The following is a 15,529-nucleotide window of genomic DNA, read 5'->3' as shown; positions in this document are numbered from 1 at the left end:
GACTTCCCGGCACACCACGGCCGAAGGGCCGATGCCCGAATGCTAGGCCCGCGACCGGCGATCAGCCGTCAAGAAACCGTCAAAAATCCTGATGCCCCGTACGCTGCGGCCCGTGGCTGCACAGGTGGAACTGGACGTCGTGGACATGCGGTTGCTGCGGGCGTTGCAGGACGACGCCCGGATGACCAACCGCGAGCTGGCGGCGAGAGCGGGCATCGCGACCTCGACGTGCTCGGACCGGTTGGCGCGACTCCGGGACGCGGGCGTGATGTGCGGATCGGCGGTGCGGATCGAACCGAGTGCGGTCGGTCGCCCGTTGGAGGCGATGCTGGCCGTGCGCGTGCACCCGCACCGGCGTCCGCTCGTGGATCCGTTCGTGCGGCACGTCCTGGCCCAGCCCGAGACGCGGCACCTCTACCACCTGACCGGCCCGGACGACTTCCTCATCCACGTGACCGTCGTCGACGCCGCCGACTTGCAGAGGCTGGTGCTGGACGAGCTCACCGCGCGGGACGAGGTGGTCATGGTGCACACCCACTTGATCTTCCACCAGTGGCGCGGTGGCCCGCTGCTGCCGCCGGGCGCCGAGGGCTGACCGGACGATCGCCGGGTGAACGCGCGCTCAGACCGGCGCGGCCGGACCAACGCGGAGCAAACACCGCCCTCGGCCGATGTTCATCCGGAGATCCGACCGCGGCGCCGTAGGACCGCTGATCCTGGGGTGGTGACCGAACAGACGTTGTGGACCCGTGCCGTGCACGCAGGCCGTGATGACCTCACCGATCAGGGCCTGCACGCCGTTCCGCTGGACCTCTCGACGACCTATCCCAGCCGGGACAGCAGGGACGAGGCCGAGCGCCTCGACGCGATGACCACCGGAGCCCAGGTGACGGGCATGCCGATCTACGCCCGCCTCGGCAATCCGACGGTCGCCCGGTTCGAAGGAGCGATCGCCGAGCTCGAAGGCTGCGAGTCCGGTGTCGCCTTCGCCTCGGGCATGGCGGCGCTCTCGGCGTGCCTGCTCGCCACCGTGGCCGCCGGCCGTCCGCACGTCGTGGCGGCGAGGCCGCTCTACGGCACCAGCGACCACCTCATCGCATCCGGGCTGCTGGGGAACCAGATCACCTGGGCGGACCCGGCCGATGTCGGTGCCGCGATCCGACCGGAGACCGGGCTCGTCATCGTCGAGACCCCCGCGAACCCGACGCTCGCGGAGATCGACGTCCGAGCCGTCGTGGACGCCGCGGGGGGCGTTCCGGTGCTCGTCGACAACACCTTCGCCACACCGGCTCTGCAGCGGCCCACCGAGTTCGGCGCCGCCGTGGTCCTGCACAGCGCGACGAAGTTCCTCGGCGGGCACGGGGACGCCATGGGCGGTGTGGTGACCTGCGCGGAGGACTTCGCCCAGCGCCTGCGCCAGGTCCGCATCGCCACGGGCGGGGTGCTGCACCCCTCGGCCGCGTACCTCCTGCAGCGCGGCCTGGCCACGCTGCCGGTCCGCATGGAGCGCTCGTCGGCCACCGCAGCGGTTCTCGCGGAGCGGTTGCTCGCGCACCCGAAGGTCAGCGCCGTGCACTACCCGGACCCGAGCAAGCTCGGCCAGCTCGCCACCGGCGGTGCGATGCTGTCGTTCGAGTCGGGAACTCCGCCGCACGAGGTGGTTTCCGCCGTCCGACTGATCACACCGGCGGTCAGCCTCGGCAGCACCGACACGCTGCTGCAACACCCGGCATCGCTGTCGCACCACGTCGTCGCCCCGCAGGACCGCGCGGCAGGAGGCATCCCGGACACCTTGCTCCGCCTGTCAGTCGGCCTGGAATCCCCGGAGGACCTCTGGCGGGACCTCGACCAGGCCCTCGACCGAACGACCTGAGCCGTTCCGGCGGTGGGCCCGTTGGGACCTCCGGCGACACTCCAACGGACGCCCTGGTCAGGCCTTCTCGTGGGCGATCTGGATGAGGTTGCCGCAGGTGTCGTCGAGGACTGCTGTGGTGACCGGGCCCATGTCGGTGGGTTGCTGGGTGAAGCGCACGCCTTGGGCGGTGAGGCGGTCGTACTCGGCCTGGACGTCCTCGACCGCGAACGACGTGAAGGGGATTCCGTCGGCCACCAGCGCCTGCTTGAAGGGCTTGGCCGCCGGGTGCTGGTCGGGTTCGAGGACGAGTTCGGTGCCGTTGGGCTCCTCGGGCGAGACGACGGTGATCCAGCGGTGCTCGCCCATCGGGATGTCGTGCTTGAGCTCGAAGCCGAGGACCTCGGTGTAGAACCGCAGCGCCTTGTCCTGGTCATCGACCATCATGCTGTGCAGGTTGATCCTCATGCTCCCGGCCTTTCCCCAGCCACCGCTCGACGATCGGTTCGAGCGGCGCGGTGTCGATGTGGTGGAACTTGTACCGGCCTTCACGGCGCGCCCTGACCAGCCCCGCGGCTTCGAGGGCCTCGAGGTGCTGCGAGATCGCCTGCCGTGACGAGGCGAGCCCGTGCTTGGTGGCCAACCGCGCGCAGATCTCGAACAGTGTCTGCCCGTTCTGCTCGGTCAGCTCGTCGAGGATCGCGCGCCGCGTGCCATCGGCCAGCGCCTTGAACACGGCTTCATCCACACCGGGAACGATAGGCAAGTGGCGGCTTGCATGTCAATTCGGCGCTGCGCCGGTGCCGGGGGGACACGATTTCAGTGGAAATCGGAGCACGGGTTTCCACTGATATCCGGAACCGCACCCGGGCGGGGGGTTTGGAAGCGAGGGGATCAGGTCGATGACCTGGGGTTGCTGTGGGGGTCAGCGTGGGGGGAAGGTGTTGACGGGGTCTTCGTCGATGTTCTGCGATCGGGCGTGGAACGTGGACCGGTCGGTGAAGTCGACCCGGAGCCAGGAGTCGCGGGGGAGGCTGCGGCCGAGGACCGTGCCCTGGATCGCGGCGATGCGGTTCGCCGGTACCTCGAAGTAGGACACGGGGTGGTTCGGCGACGGCAGGCTCTCCGCGGCCTTCTGGGCAACCGATCTGGCTCGGCCGAGCAGGCCCGACGCCGTTTCATCCACCTTGGACACCTGGTTGCTCTTGACCACGACCGCGACGCGTTGGTCGGTGAAGGCCAGGAACGCCTCGCCGGGGACGTTGGCCACGTGGTCGACCATGCGGACGGCGTCGCGGTCGGGTTGGTCGGCGAAGGCCCACCAGTGGATCGAGAGTTCGTCGGCCCACTCGTCGTCGCGGAATGCGCCGTCGATGATCTGCTTGCTCGGCAGTGGCCAGTTCGGTTCCTGGACCAGCGACTTCCGCACTTCTGAGACCGGTTCGTGCGGGACGGTCGGCTTCTGCCCGATCACCGAAGCCGCGTAGGCCTGGGCAGGGATCTCCAGCCAGAGGAGAGTTTCTCCGTCGCTGACCCACTGCTCGGTCAGCAGCTCCTTCGTCTGCGTGCGGAGCACTTCCTGCCTTGTGAGAGGGAGGTCAGCCACGGATTCCTCGCTGGTCGTTCACGGTGTCTGCCATGATCTGAGCGCTGCGCGGTGTGTGCGCGTCGAGCAAGAAGCCGGAGCCGTCGGCGAACTCCAGTCCGAGATGTCGGTGTGGTCGCCGCTTCGGTCCGATGGTCTGGCACTTGCTGATGTCGTTGAGCGGCACTTCGAACCAAGGCGCGACCCGCCATGCCTGGATGTGCTCACCAGGCTCGTTCCGGCCGAACTCCTCTGGCTTGTGCAAGAGCTCGCGCCAACCGGGTTGTGGTTTCGGTTCTGGAGTGGAGTCTTCTCTGTGGGGAAGCAGTACCGTCAGCTGACCGGGGGTCAACACCCACAGTTTTCGCGACGAATCGTATTCATGTGGAAACTCTTGCCAGTACATCTGGACGGATGTGCAGTCCATGCTGGGACCGACGACATGCATGTCCACCTTGAAGGCGCCACGACCGCCAGCACCGGAATGATCGTCGCCACCGCCGAAGACGGCGGTCAACGCGGCGTCGCCGAGGAATCCACCGACTGCGCCGACAATGCTGCCGCGCTTCTTCTTGGGGAGCGGCCGACCGAATTCGTCATGTCCCGCGACACGGTAGCTCGTCCCCACCTGCCAACTCGCCCACAAGATCGGCGTTCCTGGCGCACACCACTGCCGTGCGGTCAACGCGGCGCCGAGCGATTCGGAAACCGTCACTGAATCCTCGTCTCCTATACCTCGAAGCCGCGGTTCTCGGCTGCTTGTCGCTCTTCGGAGCTCGACGGATCTTCGGCCTTGGCGTAGCCCGCCTTGATACCTTGCTCGATGCCGAACTCGGTGGCGGCTTGAGTGCCCTCTTGGACCATCGCATCCGTTACACGGGTCTGGCCTCCGAGGCCGAGCGTACCCAGGCCTGCCTGGACGACGTTCGTCGCGAGAGCCTGCTCACCTCTCGCGCTCTCCGTGATCTGTCCGCTCCAACTGGTCCGGACGTCGGGGTCGTTCGGATCCCTGGCTTCTTGCCGGGCGAACCGGTTTCCCGTGGTCGAAGCCATGTCCTCTGCTTCGGCTCGGTCAAGTTTGTTCTGAGCATCGGCAAGGTTCTGCTGTGCCCCGGGCCGTCCCTCGGCCACTGCTCGTTCGGCGTCTCGCACCGCGTCCTGGGCTCTGCCCAGGCTTGCGTGATCTCCACGAGTGACCGCCTTGGCCACGGGGTTCGCGTCGATCTGTCGGGAAACCCAGCGTTCGACCATGTTGCCGCCGCGGAGGTCGTTCATCTTCTCCACGACCTGGCGCAGCGGGCCGCGGCGCAGTTGGACGAGGAGCTCCTCCAGCTTGGTGACCAGGGGCTTGAGCTTGTGGAGGAGGTCGGCGACCTTGGCGCCGAGTCGGGTGCCGGTGATGGCGACCTGACCGGCCGTCATGCCGGAAGCCGCGCCGACGGAGGCTCCGGCGGTGATCCAGGAGGCCGCGAGGGCGGCGATCCACTCGATGATCAGGCCGAGGACCAGTTCCTGGATGATGTCGATGACCATCTCGACGAATGCGTCGAAGAGGTCCGCGGCGAGTTCCAGCATCTGCTCCAGGCCGAGGACATCGGCCGCGAAAGCTTTGGTGCCGCCGGTGAACTCGGTCATCTGCTTGCGGAACGCGTCGCCGGCTTGGCCCTCCCAGGCCGGGCGGGTGGCCTCGGCGCGCTGCTGCTCCTGCTCGCCGAGCTCCTCCAGCCACTTGGCGACCTGCTCCCAGCCCTCAGCGGTGGCGCGCATCTGCTCGGGGTCGCCGATGGCCGGTTCCAGCACGAACTCGACCAGCGGGCTGATCACCAGCGAGATCAGGAAGCCCAGCCCGTTGTCCACGAAGGACTGGCCGGGGCTGGTGACCAGCTGGAGCTGTTCCATCCGGGCGTTGACCGCCGCGATGGCGATGTCCGGCGGGTTGTCGGCCTTGGCGAGGTCCTGCGCGGCCGAGGCGGTGGACATGCCGTACGCGGCCGTCTGGTCCATGAAACTGCGGCGCGGTCCCCCGGCGCCGTTGACCCCGCCGATCGTGCCGGGGCCGGAACCGGCGCCGCCCAGGCCCGCGATGTCGATGCCGCAGAGGTTGTCGGCTTCCTTCTGATCGGTCTCGTTGTAGTCCTTCGCGCAGTCCGCCACGGCCTGCGAGATGTGCTGCATGAACCCGCCGGCCTTCGTGGCCAGGTCCCGGCACTCCTCCAGCGAGCCGAAGTAGGCGAAGGCCATCAGTTCGCCGAGAGGACCGAAGCAGTCATCGCTCACCCGAGCCTGCTCCAGCACCTGGGCCAGCTGGTCGAGATGCTGCGACACACCGTCGGAACCTCGGCTGTGCGCGGACAACGCCTCCGGGGCGACCTTCATCGTCATCGGGTCACCTCAGGAACGAGCCGTCTGAGTAGTCGTCATCGGGATCGACGCGCTGCGTCGATCCCGAGGGCGGCGCGGTGGGAGGTGCGGGGGAGTGGGCGTTGAGGGCGCTCTTGAACTGCTCGGCGCGATCGCCCAGCACCGGTTGCACGGTCTCGTCCACCTGCCGGGCGGCGTCCTGGGTGCCCTCGCGGATCGCGGTCATGATGCCCTGCTGCAGGGAGGTGTGCGGCTGGCGCGTGGCGCTCGCGGTCAGCTGCAGGTCCAGCACCGCGCCGGACGGGGCGACGGTCACCGTGACGCTGCCGTCGGCGCTGCGCCCCTGCCCCTTGATCTCCTGCATGCGCTCCCGGAGCTGACCGGCTTGCGCGGCCTGCTCCTCGAACTTCCGCATCATCTCCTGGACGCGCTCCGATGGTTGTGCCACGAACAGTCCCCTCGTTGTTCGATCTACCGCGCGATGGATGCTAGCCAGGGCAACGATCGTCGTGGGGCGGTTCCGGGTGATCTGCGCTGCACCTCGGGGTCGGCTGAAACCTACTTCGGAGTAGGTTGCCGTAGGCTGGCTCGGTGCGAGGGACGGTGTGTGATGGTCGGTGAGTCGCGGCCCGCGGGATTCTGGGGTCGTGCCGGGGATCGAGCGCGGCAGGTCAACCAGAGCCGGCGGGTGGTCGGAACGCTGCGCGGGGTCCGGCGGATGCTCCCCGGTTCCGGCGAGCTAGCCCTCTCCGACTCGGGGAAGCCGTCCGACCGCGTGGCGCGGCTGATGATGCAGGTCGCGGGCGATCAGCCGAGCGCGGTGCGCGAGCTCGGCCTGGTGACCGTGCAGGCGTGGCAGGCGCTGACCAGCAGGGGTGCCGCCGACGGAGCCGTGACGATCATGTTCACCGATCTCGTGGGTTTCTCAACCTGGGCGCTGCGGGCGGGTGACGACCAGGTCCTGCGGTTGCTGCGGGAGTTCTTCGGCGTCAGCCGCGAGGTCGTCGGCGGGTACGGCGGTGTGGTGGTCAAATCGCTCGGCGACGGCGTGATGGTGGCGTTCTCCGACGTCGACAAGGCGATCGAGGCCGCCGCGGCGCTGGGGTCGGCGGTCAGCGCGCTCCACCACGACGGCTACCGCCCGTCGCTGCGCGTGGGCCTGCACCGCGGTTGGCCGCGCAAGGTCGGCAAGGACTACATCGGGGTGGACGTCAACATCGCCGCGCGCGTCGCCGACGCTGCCAACGGCGGGGAAGTGTTGGTGACCGAGCAGGTCCTGGAGGCTGCCGACCGCGAGCGGTACGTGGCGCGCAGCCGTCGCTTCCGGGCGAAGGGAACGCCGAAGGGCCTGGCCGTGTACGCCGTGGTTCCCCGTCACGAGCGGTGACGAGCCGGGTGTACCGTCGAAACTGGGCAGCATTCTGTCCAGTTTCGACGTCGAGCCCGAATGGGATCACTTGCGCATCGTCCTGACCGCAATGCCCGTCTACTCGCACCTCGTTCCGCTGCTGCTTCCGGTCGGCCCTTAGCTGCGCGGTGCCGGGCACGACGTCCTCGTCGCGACCAGCGAAGCCATGGCGGACACCGTCGAGCAGGCCGGTTTGCGGCCCGTGGTCCTGCCGGACCTGGTCACCACGCGCGACCTCGCCGCGGATCCGCAGCGCTTCGGCGCGAAGGGGCTCACCGACGACGCCGAGCGGCGGGGTGCCGAAACCATCGGTGTCACCTCAGAGGACTTCGGCGGCAACTTCATCGGCGTGCTCGGACTCCACTTCGGCGAGAAGCTCCTGGAGCACCTGGAGCGCCCGGACCTGATCGTCCGCGAGGCGACCGAGTTCGGCGGCTACTACGCGGCCGAGAAGTGGGGCATCCCCAACGCCGTGGTCGACATCAGCCCGATGGCGCCGTTCGGCGACGTCCTCGACGAGATCAACGCCGGTCGCCGACACTTCGGTCTCGACCCCGTCGACGACCCGTGGCAGCCGATGAGCGCCTTCCGGCCGGAGTTGTGCCCGAGGCCTTCTACCCGGACGGCGCGCGGCTGGGTTCCGCGCACCACTACCGGATTCCCGACGGTGACGCCGAGCGGCTCGACCCCGCCGTCGCCGATCTCCCGGACCGCCCGCTGGTGCTGGCAAGCCTCGGGACCAACGCGCCGATGATGCTCGGCGAACGTCCCCAGCTGCTCGACACGATCACCGAAGCGCTCGGCAAGCTCCCGGTCACGGGTGTGGTCGCGCTCGGCGCCAACCGCGACCCGGGGGAGTGGACCGGGGTGCGCGCTGAGAACGTGCACCTGACCTCGTTCGTCCAGCAGCAGACGTTGCTGCCCGCTTGCGACGCGTTCATCACCCACTGCGGTTTCAACAGCACCCCGCGAATCGCTCTACGCCGGGGTGCCGATGGTGGGGCTGCCGATGTTCGCCGAGCAGCCCAGCAACGCCGCTCGCATCACCGAGATCGGCGCGGAGCTGGCGTTCACCATCGAGGACGTGACCGTGCCGCTGCTGCACGAAGCGGTGTCGCGGGTGCTGGAGGAGCCGTCGTTCCGCAGCGCGGCCCGCGGAGCGCAGCGCCGAGCCCTGGCGCTGCCGCCGCTCTCCCAGATCGCTGCGGACCTGGAAGAACTGTCCAGGGCCTGTTGAGGGAGTGCTCGGCGGTGCGGGCGGTAGAACCTGAGCGGCTTCGTGGACTCCGTGCGCCACGACTCGTGCATGCGATGCACGGCGTCGCGGCGTGCTCGCCACGGAGCCGGTCAGAACCCTGCGGCGGTGCGAGTTGGGTCCCACACCTCAAGCGGCGGCTCCGCCGCATTCCTGGTGCTGGTCTAGAGGCCGGTCAGTTCGTCGTCGTTGAGCACGATGTCGAGCGAGCGGAGGGTTTCCGCCCGGTCGTCGACCGGCGTCGCTTCCTGCGAGCCGTCGGGTCGTTCGACGACGAGGGTGTCGCCGATGAGCTTGCGGCTGATGCCCTCGTCGAGCCGCATCACGACGAGCCTGCCGGTGAACGGCGAGTCCGGGTGCGTGGCGGTGTAGTGGTTGTAGACCTCGTAGTCGATGAGCCGTTGCGGCTGGTCGTCGAAGGCGTGCAGCGGTTCCCAGCCCTCTGAGGTCTCCTTCTCCAGCGTCCACAGTCGACCGTCGCGGGACAGCCGGTGGTTCCAGCCGGCCTGGTCGACCACCGAGCCGTCGACCAGCCTCATCGGGCGCAGCACGCCCGCGCCGAAGCCGACGTCGGCCAGGTGCTCGGCACCGTCGACGGTGACGACGAGGTTCATGTGGGTTCGCGGGCCGTTGCGGTGCGGCTGGACCCGCGCGGCTCGGCGGGACACGGCGTAGCCGAGGCGCTCCAGCACGGCGGCGAACAGCAGGGAGTGCTCGAAGCAGTACCCGCCGCGTTGCCTGCGCACCAGCTTCGCCGTGATCGATCCCAGGTCGAGGCGCGGTGTGCGCCCGAGCGCCGGATCAACGTTCTCGAAGGGGATCGCGCGCACGTGCGCCTCGTGCAGCGCGGTGAGCGCCTCGGCGGACGGCGGTGCCGCCGGCTGCCCTGTGCGGGCGAGGTACGCGTCGAGGTCGAGCGAATCGACGTCCCAGGGATCGGTCATGGTCACAGCCTCACACTTCCAGCGCGGTGGAGGTCAACGGTGTCACCCGGAGTTCCGGGAGCCGGGTGAGCAGCTCGCTGAGGCCGTCGATCTCCTCGGGTGGAGGCGCGCGACCAGCTGCTCGTTGGCCTTCCGCGACGCCCTCCAGACCACCAGTTCTGCACGGTGGAGCGTAGAGTGCAATAATGCACTCCGTGGTAGATGGTGCAAATTCTGCTCGGAAGCGTCGGGTCCACACGGCTCACCGGCTGACCGCCGCAGCGCGTCGCCGCACGGCCGAGGACGGGCTGTCCGGGTTCACCGTGGACGAGGTCTGCGACGAGGCGGGCATCTCCAGACGCACCTTCTTCAACTACTTCGCGTCCAAGGAGGACGCGGTACTGGGGTTCACGACGCTGTGGGACCAGCACGAGATCGAGGAGCGGTTCACCTCGGGCGGTGACCCGGGCGAAGCGGGGGTCTCGGCGAGCCTGCTCGACGACTACGCCGCGCTCCTGGTCGACCGCTGGACCGAGGTCGGACTCACGCCCGAGCACGTCGCGGACCTGGTCGCGGCCATGGACCGCGAGCCCCGGCTGCTGTCGCGAGTTCTCGAGCACGTCCAGACGCGCGAACGCGCCGACGTCGAACTGGTGCGAGCGAGAGAAGGACTCCCCGAAGGGGACCTCCGAGCCTCCGTCGCCGTCCAGGTGGTCTGCGCGCTCGCGGGCGCCTGCATGGGTCAGTTCCTCGACCCAGCCAACTCCGAGCCGCTGAACACGATCATGCAACGCCGCTTGGTAGCCGCTCGCGAGGTTTTCGCCGCCACGCTCACCGGAGGGACCCGATGACCGAGACCGAACCCAGGTTACTGCTCACCAAGCGGCGGATCTGGATCATCTTCAGCGCGCTGATCGCGGGCATGCTGCTGGCCAGCCTCGACCAGACCATCGTGTCCACCGCGATGCCCACCATCGTCGGCGACCTCGGCGGCGTCGAGCACCAGGCGTGGGTCACGACCGCCTACCTGCTGGCCACCACCATCGTCATGCCGGTCTACGGGAAGTTCGGCGACGTGCTCGGCAGGCGCGAGCTGTTCCTGATCGCCATCGCGCTGTTCACGGTCGCCTCGATCGGCTGCGCCGTGGCCGGCGACTTCTGGACCTTCGTGATCTTCCGCGCCGCGCAGGGCCTCGGCGGCGGTGGCCTGATGATCCTCTCCCAGGCGATCATCGCCGACATCGTGCCCGCCAGCGAGCGCGGCAAGTACCTCGGACCGCTCGGCGGCATCTTCGGCCTCGCCGCGATCGGCGGCCCGCTGCTCGGCGGTTCCTTCGTCGACCACCTGTCCTGGCACTGGGCGTTCTACATCAACATCCCGATCGGCATCGCCGCGTTCGCCATCACCTACTTCGCGCTGACCCTGCCCAGCAAGAGGGCCACCAAGCCGCTGGACGTCCCCGGCGTGGTGCTTCTGGCGCTGGCCACCACCAGCCTGATCTTCTTCACCGACTTCGGCGGCGACTCCGCGCACGGCTGGAGCGCACCCGAGACCTGGCTGTGGGCAGCGGGTCTGGTCATCGCCGCGGCGCTGTTCGTGCTGGTCGAGTCCCGGGCGAGCGACCCGGTCATCCCGCTGTCGCTGTTCTGCAACCCCATCTTCGCCAACGCCACCAGCATCGGCCTGGTGCTCGGGCTGGGCATGTTCGCCGCGCTGGGCTTCCTGCCCACCTTCCTGCAGATGTCCACCGGGACCTCGGCGGCGGTGTCGGGCATGGCGATGCTGCCGATGATGGCCGGTCTGATGCTGACCTCCATCACCTCCGGTGCGCTGATCACCAAGACCGGCCGCTACAAGATCTTCCCGGTCCTGGGCACGCTCATCACCGCTGGCGGGATGCTCGCGATGACCACGCTGTCGGCCGACACACCCGTGTGGCTGCTGTGCGCGTTCCTGTTCGTCTTCGGCGCCGGACTCGGGCTGATCATGCAGGTCGTGGTGCTGGTGGTGCAGAACTCAGTCGACCCAGCGCTGATCGGTACCGCTACCAGCACCAACAACTACTTCCGCGAGGTCGGCGGCGCGCTGGGCGTCGCGGTGTTCGGCACGATCTTCTCCACCCGGCTGACCGAGAACCTCACCGGGATCTTCGCCAGTGCTGGTGCGTCCGCGCAGCAGGCCGAGCAGTCCGCGGTGTCGCTGTCGCCGAACATGCTGCAGCAGCTGCCCGAACCCGTGCGGGACGCGATCGTCACCGCCTACGCCGACGCGCTGGCGCCGGTGTTCTGGTACCTGGTGCCGTTCATGGCCATCGCATTCCTGCTCTCGCTGCTGCTCAAGCAGATCCCGCTGTCGGAGGTGGCCGGGCTGGTCGCTCGCGGTGAGGCCATCGGTGGTGAGGAGGCCGAAGTGCTCGAAGCGCAGCAGCGCGCCACCACCAAGACCCGTTGATCGCGGAGGCAATCGCATGGCTGAGATGGATTTTCGCGTCCGGCTGCTGGGCAAGGCGCTGAGCCTGGCTCCCAGCGTCACCGGCATGACCGACGAGCAGCTGATCGCGCGGCAGCGGAAAACACTGCCGCGCAACAGGATCATCGACTTCGTGCTCGGTTCTCGCGCTCCCGGCACCGTCACCAGCGACCTCACCGCCGCCGGGGCCGACGGCCGCATCGGGATCCGGGTGTACCGGCCGACGCGGGAGACCGGACCGCTGCCGCTGATCGTCAACATCCACGGCGGAGGCTGGGTCAGCGGGAACCTCGACATGGGGGACTGGCTGTGCGGCCGGGTCGCCAAGGAGGTCGGGGCGGTCGTGGTGTCGCTGGACTACCGGCTCGCCCCCAACCCACCGGTTCCCGGCGGCCGTGGAGGACTGCTACGCCGCGCTCGTCGACGTCGCCGGACGCGCCGCCGAACTCGGCGCCGACCCGGACAGGATCGCGGTCGCGGGCGACAGCGCGGGCGGCAACCTCGCCGCCGTGATGTGCCTGCTCGCGCGGGACCGCTCCGGCCCGGAGATCGCCTTCCAGGGCCTGATCTACCCGGCCACCGACATGACGCTGAGCAGCCAGTCGCTGGAGGACAACGCCGAAGCTCCGGTGATCACCACCCGCGAGGCGCGGAAGATGCGCGACACCTACCTCGGCGGGCAAGACCCGGCGAACCCGCTGGTCTCACCGCTGAAGGCGGCGACGCACGAGGGGCTGCCGCCGGCGCTGATCCAGGTCGCCGAGCACGATCCCATCCGCGACGACGGCCTGCGCTACGGCGAGGCGCTGCGAGCAGCCGGGGTCCCGGTCCGCACCACCACCTACGTCGGCATGCCGCACGGGTACATGTCGTTCCCGAACGTCTGCCGCAGCGCCACGCAGGCCCTCGCCGAACTCTGCTCGGAACTCTCGACAGCACTCGTGCGACCCCGCGTCACCGACTAGGGGCGGCTGAGCCGCTGCTTCCGGTGCGGCACTCAACTCGCACCGTCGCGGTTGTGAGCACCGCCAAGCAAAGCAACCCCGACGAACTTGCGAACGGGTCGGGGCGCGCCCGCGCGGGAGGTGCGGACGCGCCCCGAGTCTTCACCGGTGAGGTCTCACCAGCCCACGGCCACCACCAACAAGATGTGAGTGCGCACTCGAGTCTCAGACTTCTTCGACCCCGAACGGAAGTCAACATTCCGGTCCCGGGCTGTCCGCTTCTCGCCAGCGACGACGCCGGAGATCCCGGTCGCGGCAGCGGGGGACTTCACCCGCGCTTCCGGGGAGGCGGGGGGAAGCCGGGATCGACGCCGTCTTCGCCGCCTCCGACCTGATGGCCGAGGGGTCGCTGCACGTGTCGCGCCAGAGCGGTTCCCGGGTGCCGGACGAAGTGGCGCTGGGGCTTCGACGACATCACCAGGGCTGTCACACCGAGCCGCCGCTGATCACCGTGCGCCAGCCCATGGACGGCGTCGGCCGCCACCTCGCGGCCCACCTGCTGCGCCTGATCGCCGGCGAGGCAGTCGAGCCGGCGATCACCCTGACCGCCTCGTCGTCCGCGAGTCCACCTGAGCGCCGCGGGAGCATCAGCGGTCAGTTCGGTCGAACTGACCGGGCGAGGCTGATCACGGGCGCACCAGGTCCGCCCCGCTCCCGGGCCCCGATGCGATCGAAGTCCGGGCGAGGCCGTGGTGGCCCCGCCGGGACTTCGATCGCCGGTGATCAGGTCACGGGAAGTTCGCCAGGTTCGACGGCGTGGTCGCCGGCGGGGTCACATCACCCGTGTCGTTGATGATGTGGGTGATCGATCCCTTCTCGTTGAGCGAGACCGTCGCCATGCTGTGGAACTTCACGCCCGGCACCGCCGGAACCTCGAAGGCGTGGTGGTTCTTCACCTCGGGGTTGGTGTTGAAGAAGCAGTAGCTCCCCAGGCCCCAGGCCTCGTGGTTGGTGACCTGGTCGCCCACCTTGTAGGCGGCCCAGCCCTCCAGGCCGTTGTCGTTCATGTACGAGGCCTGGTCCGGAACGTCGTAGGGCATCTCGTTCTGGAAGAAGATCGTCTTGCCGTTGTTGCCGTTCCAGATCACCTGGTACTTGTTGTAGTGCTCGACGAACAGGCCGGTGGCCGTCACGTCGTCACCGTTGACCAGCACACCCGTGTCGCCCGGGTTGACGTCCCAGCCGAACGAGCCCTCGTTGCCGTGGTCGGCACGCCAGGCCCAGATGTGGTCCATGACCGCGTTCTTGCTGTTGACGATCAGGCTGTTGGTCGCCTTGCCGGCGACGGTGCCGCCGAGCCGGAAGAACACGTCCTGCAGGATCGTCGGGTTCTGCGAGTGGTCCGCCGAAGCGCCTTCCTCGCCGACGGTCAGCAGGCTCGGCGAGTTCTGGGTGCCCGCGTCGAACAGCACGCCCTTGATGCGCACGCCGTCGACGTCGGCGACCTCCATCGCCGTCTTTCCGGTGTCGGGCATGAGTGTCGGGTAACCGATGCCCAGCACGATCGTGTCCGGGTTGGTGATCTTGATCGTGTCGTCCAGGTGGTACACGCCCGGGGTGAAGAACAGGTTGCAGCCCGAGGCCAAGGCGGCGTTGATGTCCGCGGCGGTGTCGGTCGGCTTGGCCACGTAGAACTGGCTCATCGGCACCGACTTGCCGGGGGTTTCACCGTTGGCCCAGCTCGGACCGGTGGCATCGGTGCGCACGTCCGGGCGGAACACCTGGAACTTGCCCGCGTCGTCGACGTACAGGTACGGCACGTCGGCCGACACCGGGGTCGACTCCAGGGTGGTGTGCGGCGGGGTCGGGAACGCGGAGGGCGGGGCGCCCTGCACGCCGGAGAACGTCATGTTCCAGACGCCGCCGTCCCAGGCACCCAGCTGCGAGTCGCGGGTGTACCACTGCTGCTGCGACGAGGACTCCGTGGTGCCCGAGACCTTGGTGTCGGCGAGGTAGCCGCCACTGGCCCAGCCGTAGCTGGCCGGGTACAGGTCCAGGTCGCCCTGGATGTCCATGCGGCGCATCGGCGCGGCCTGCGACACGCCCCAGCGGTTGGCGCCGTTGGGCTTGACGGTCATGTTCTCCGCCGAGCGCCAGAAGTTCTGGGTCGCGTTGCCCTCGTCGGACTCGTTGAACGCGTCGACCGTGATGTTGCCGTTGATGGTGACGTCGCCCGGGTTCTTGCCCAGGCCCGCCACGGAGGTGTAGTAGCCGACGTTGTCGTTGACGGCGTACTCACCCGGCTTGAACAGGTGCGCGACCCGGTCCTCGGACATCTGGTCGGCCAGCGTGTCCTTGAGGTTGTTGAAGTCGTCGTCGAGCTGCTGCTGGATGCTCTCCGGCGACATCGACGGGTCGAAGATCCGCACGTTCGGACCGAAGTCCGGCGTGTCGGTGCCCGCGCATGCCTGAGGTCCGGGTGCCGGAGCCGCGGGCTTCGCGGGTTGGGCGTGGTTCGCGCCGGGCATCGCCGCCGCACTGGGCGCGACGGCGGTGACGGCGGCGACAGCGGCCATTCCCGCGAAGAACGGGAACCGGCGTCGCCCACGCCGTTGTGAGACGGGAATCATGTTTCAAGCACCTCCGGAAAAGGACAATGCGACGAACGCACCGCATGAGAGCGCTCTTAGATCGGGACCCTAGACCGATCAAGAGCATTTCCGGAAGGTGG

16 protein-coding genes and 2 pseudogenes are annotated in these 15,529 nt (G+C 68.7%); 10 read left to right on the top strand and 8 right to left on the bottom strand.

What is annotated here, in order from left to right; all coding sequences use genetic code 11:
- Positions 1–112: 112 nt before the first annotated feature.
- The gene (locus tag E1161_RS12765; RefSeq protein ID WP_132622950.1) at positions 113–595 is read left to right on the top strand and encodes an Lrp/AsnC family transcriptional regulator; all 483 of its coding nucleotides are present in this window, start codon (positions 113–115) and stop codon (positions 593–595) included.
- Positions 596–724: 129 nt separating this feature from the next.
- A complete protein-coding gene (locus tag E1161_RS12760) occupies positions 725–1,873 on the top strand; it encodes a trans-sulfuration enzyme family protein (protein ID WP_207920215.1) in 1,149 nt (382 codons plus the stop codon).
- A 57-nt stretch (positions 1,874–1,930) separates the two neighbouring features.
- On the opposite strand, the gene E1161_RS12755 is transcribed toward E1161_RS12760, so the two are convergent.
- The 6 genes from E1161_RS12755 to E1161_RS12730 all read right to left on the bottom strand — a co-directional run bounded on the left by E1161_RS12755 (position 1,931) and on the right by E1161_RS12730 (position 6,246).
- On the bottom strand, positions 1,931–2,320 hold the full coding sequence (locus E1161_RS12755; RefSeq protein WP_132622948.1) for a VOC family protein: 390 nt from the start codon (positions 2,318–2,320) through the stop codon (positions 1,931–1,933).
- Positions 2,286–2,600: an ArsR/SmtB family transcription factor gene (locus tag E1161_RS12750; RefSeq protein WP_207920214.1), complete on the bottom strand. Its 315-nt coding sequence runs from the start codon at positions 2,598–2,600 to the stop codon at positions 2,286–2,288. The genes E1161_RS12755 and E1161_RS12750 overlap by 35 nt, the downstream gene beginning before the upstream one ends.
- Positions 2,601–2,777: 177 nt before the next feature.
- A complete protein-coding gene (locus E1161_RS27145; protein ID WP_165939772.1) occupies positions 2,778–3,458 on the bottom strand; it encodes a hypothetical protein in 681 nt (226 codons plus the stop codon).
- Positions 3,451–4,152, bottom strand: coding sequence for a hypothetical protein (locus E1161_RS12740; protein WP_132622946.1), 702 nt, complete (start codon positions 4,150–4,152; stop codon positions 3,451–3,453). Before E1161_RS12740 ends, E1161_RS27145 begins: the two co-directional genes overlap by 8 nt.
- A gap of 14 nt (positions 4,153–4,166) precedes the next feature.
- Positions 4,167–5,819: a WXG100 family type VII secretion target gene (locus E1161_RS12735; RefSeq protein WP_132622944.1), complete on the bottom strand. Its 1,653-nt coding sequence runs from the start codon at positions 5,817–5,819 to the stop codon at positions 4,167–4,169.
- Positions 5,820–5,823: 4 nt separating this feature from the next.
- Positions 5,824–6,246, bottom strand: a complete 423-nt coding sequence (locus E1161_RS12730; protein ID WP_235874992.1) for a YbaB/EbfC family nucleoid-associated protein — start codon at positions 6,244–6,246, stop codon at positions 5,824–5,826.
- A 162-nt stretch (positions 6,247–6,408) separates the two neighbouring features.
- Between E1161_RS12730 and E1161_RS12725 the strand changes: the two genes are divergently transcribed.
- The 3 genes and pseudogenes from E1161_RS12725 to E1161_RS27580 form a co-directional block, all read left to right on the top strand.
- On the top strand, positions 6,409–7,185 hold the full coding sequence (locus E1161_RS12725; RefSeq protein ID WP_165939771.1) for an adenylate/guanylate cyclase domain-containing protein: 777 nt from the start codon (positions 6,409–6,411) through the stop codon (positions 7,183–7,185).
- A 142-nt stretch (positions 7,186–7,327) separates the two neighbouring features.
- On the top strand, positions 7,328–7,960 hold the full coding sequence (locus E1161_RS27585; RefSeq protein ID WP_328591251.1) for a glycosyltransferase family protein: 633 nt from the start codon (positions 7,328–7,330) through the stop codon (positions 7,958–7,960).
- A 228-nt stretch (positions 7,961–8,188) separates the two neighbouring features.
- Positions 8,189–8,443: pseudogene (locus E1161_RS27580) on the top strand (glycosyltransferase); the annotation flags it as partial.
- 182 nt (positions 8,444–8,625) lie between these two features.
- On the opposite strand, the gene E1161_RS12715 reads toward E1161_RS27580, so the two are convergent.
- On the bottom strand, positions 8,626–9,405 hold the full coding sequence (locus E1161_RS12715) for an arylamine N-acetyltransferase family protein (RefSeq protein WP_132622942.1): 780 nt from the start codon (positions 9,403–9,405) through the stop codon (positions 8,626–8,628).
- Between the two features lie 185 nt (positions 9,406–9,590).
- Here E1161_RS12715 and E1161_RS12710 point away from each other — a divergent pair, with 185 nt between their 5' ends.
- The 5 genes and pseudogenes from E1161_RS12710 (at position 9,591) to E1161_RS28675 (ending at position 13,651) form a co-directional block, all read left to right on the top strand.
- Positions 9,591–10,235 carry a TetR/AcrR family transcriptional regulator gene (locus E1161_RS12710; RefSeq protein WP_132622940.1) on the top strand — a complete coding sequence of 215 codons (645 nt, stop codon included), beginning with the start codon at positions 9,591–9,593 and terminating at the stop codon, positions 10,233–10,235.
- Positions 10,232–11,836 (top strand): MDR family MFS transporter, encoded by a 1,605-nt coding sequence (locus E1161_RS12705; RefSeq protein ID WP_132622938.1) that lies wholly within the window; start codon positions 10,232–10,234, stop codon positions 11,834–11,836. Before E1161_RS12710 ends, E1161_RS12705 begins: the two co-directional genes overlap by 4 nt.
- A gap of 16 nt (positions 11,837–11,852) precedes the next feature.
- Positions 11,853–12,230 (top strand): annotated as a pseudogene (locus tag E1161_RS28680) (alpha/beta hydrolase); the annotation flags it as partial.
- Between the two features lie 19 nt (positions 12,231–12,249).
- Positions 12,250–12,819, top strand: coding sequence for an alpha/beta hydrolase (locus E1161_RS27135; protein WP_165939770.1), 570 nt, complete (start codon positions 12,250–12,252; stop codon positions 12,817–12,819).
- 250 nt (positions 12,820–13,069) lie between these two features.
- The gene (locus E1161_RS28675; protein ID WP_132623117.1) at positions 13,070–13,651 is read left to right on the top strand and encodes a substrate-binding domain-containing protein; all 582 of its coding nucleotides are present in this window, start codon (positions 13,070–13,072) and stop codon (positions 13,649–13,651) included.
- Here the strand turns inward: E1161_RS28675 and E1161_RS12690 are convergent.
- Positions 13,587–15,428: a hypothetical protein gene (locus E1161_RS12690; RefSeq protein WP_235874991.1), complete on the bottom strand. Its 1,842-nt coding sequence runs from the start codon at positions 15,426–15,428 to the stop codon at positions 13,587–13,589. The two genes, E1161_RS28675 and E1161_RS12690, sit on opposite strands and share 65 nt — an antisense overlap.
- Between the last annotated feature and the right edge of the window lie 101 nt (positions 15,429–15,529).

The sequence above is a fragment of the Saccharopolyspora aridisoli genome (genome assembly GCF_004348445.1).
In the GTDB taxonomy this organism is placed as follows: domain Bacteria; phylum Actinomycetota; class Actinomycetes; order Mycobacteriales; family Pseudonocardiaceae; genus Saccharopolyspora; species Saccharopolyspora aridisoli.
The sequence above is the reverse complement of the archived record's forward strand: the minus strand, read 5'-3'. Positions and strand labels throughout refer to the sequence as shown.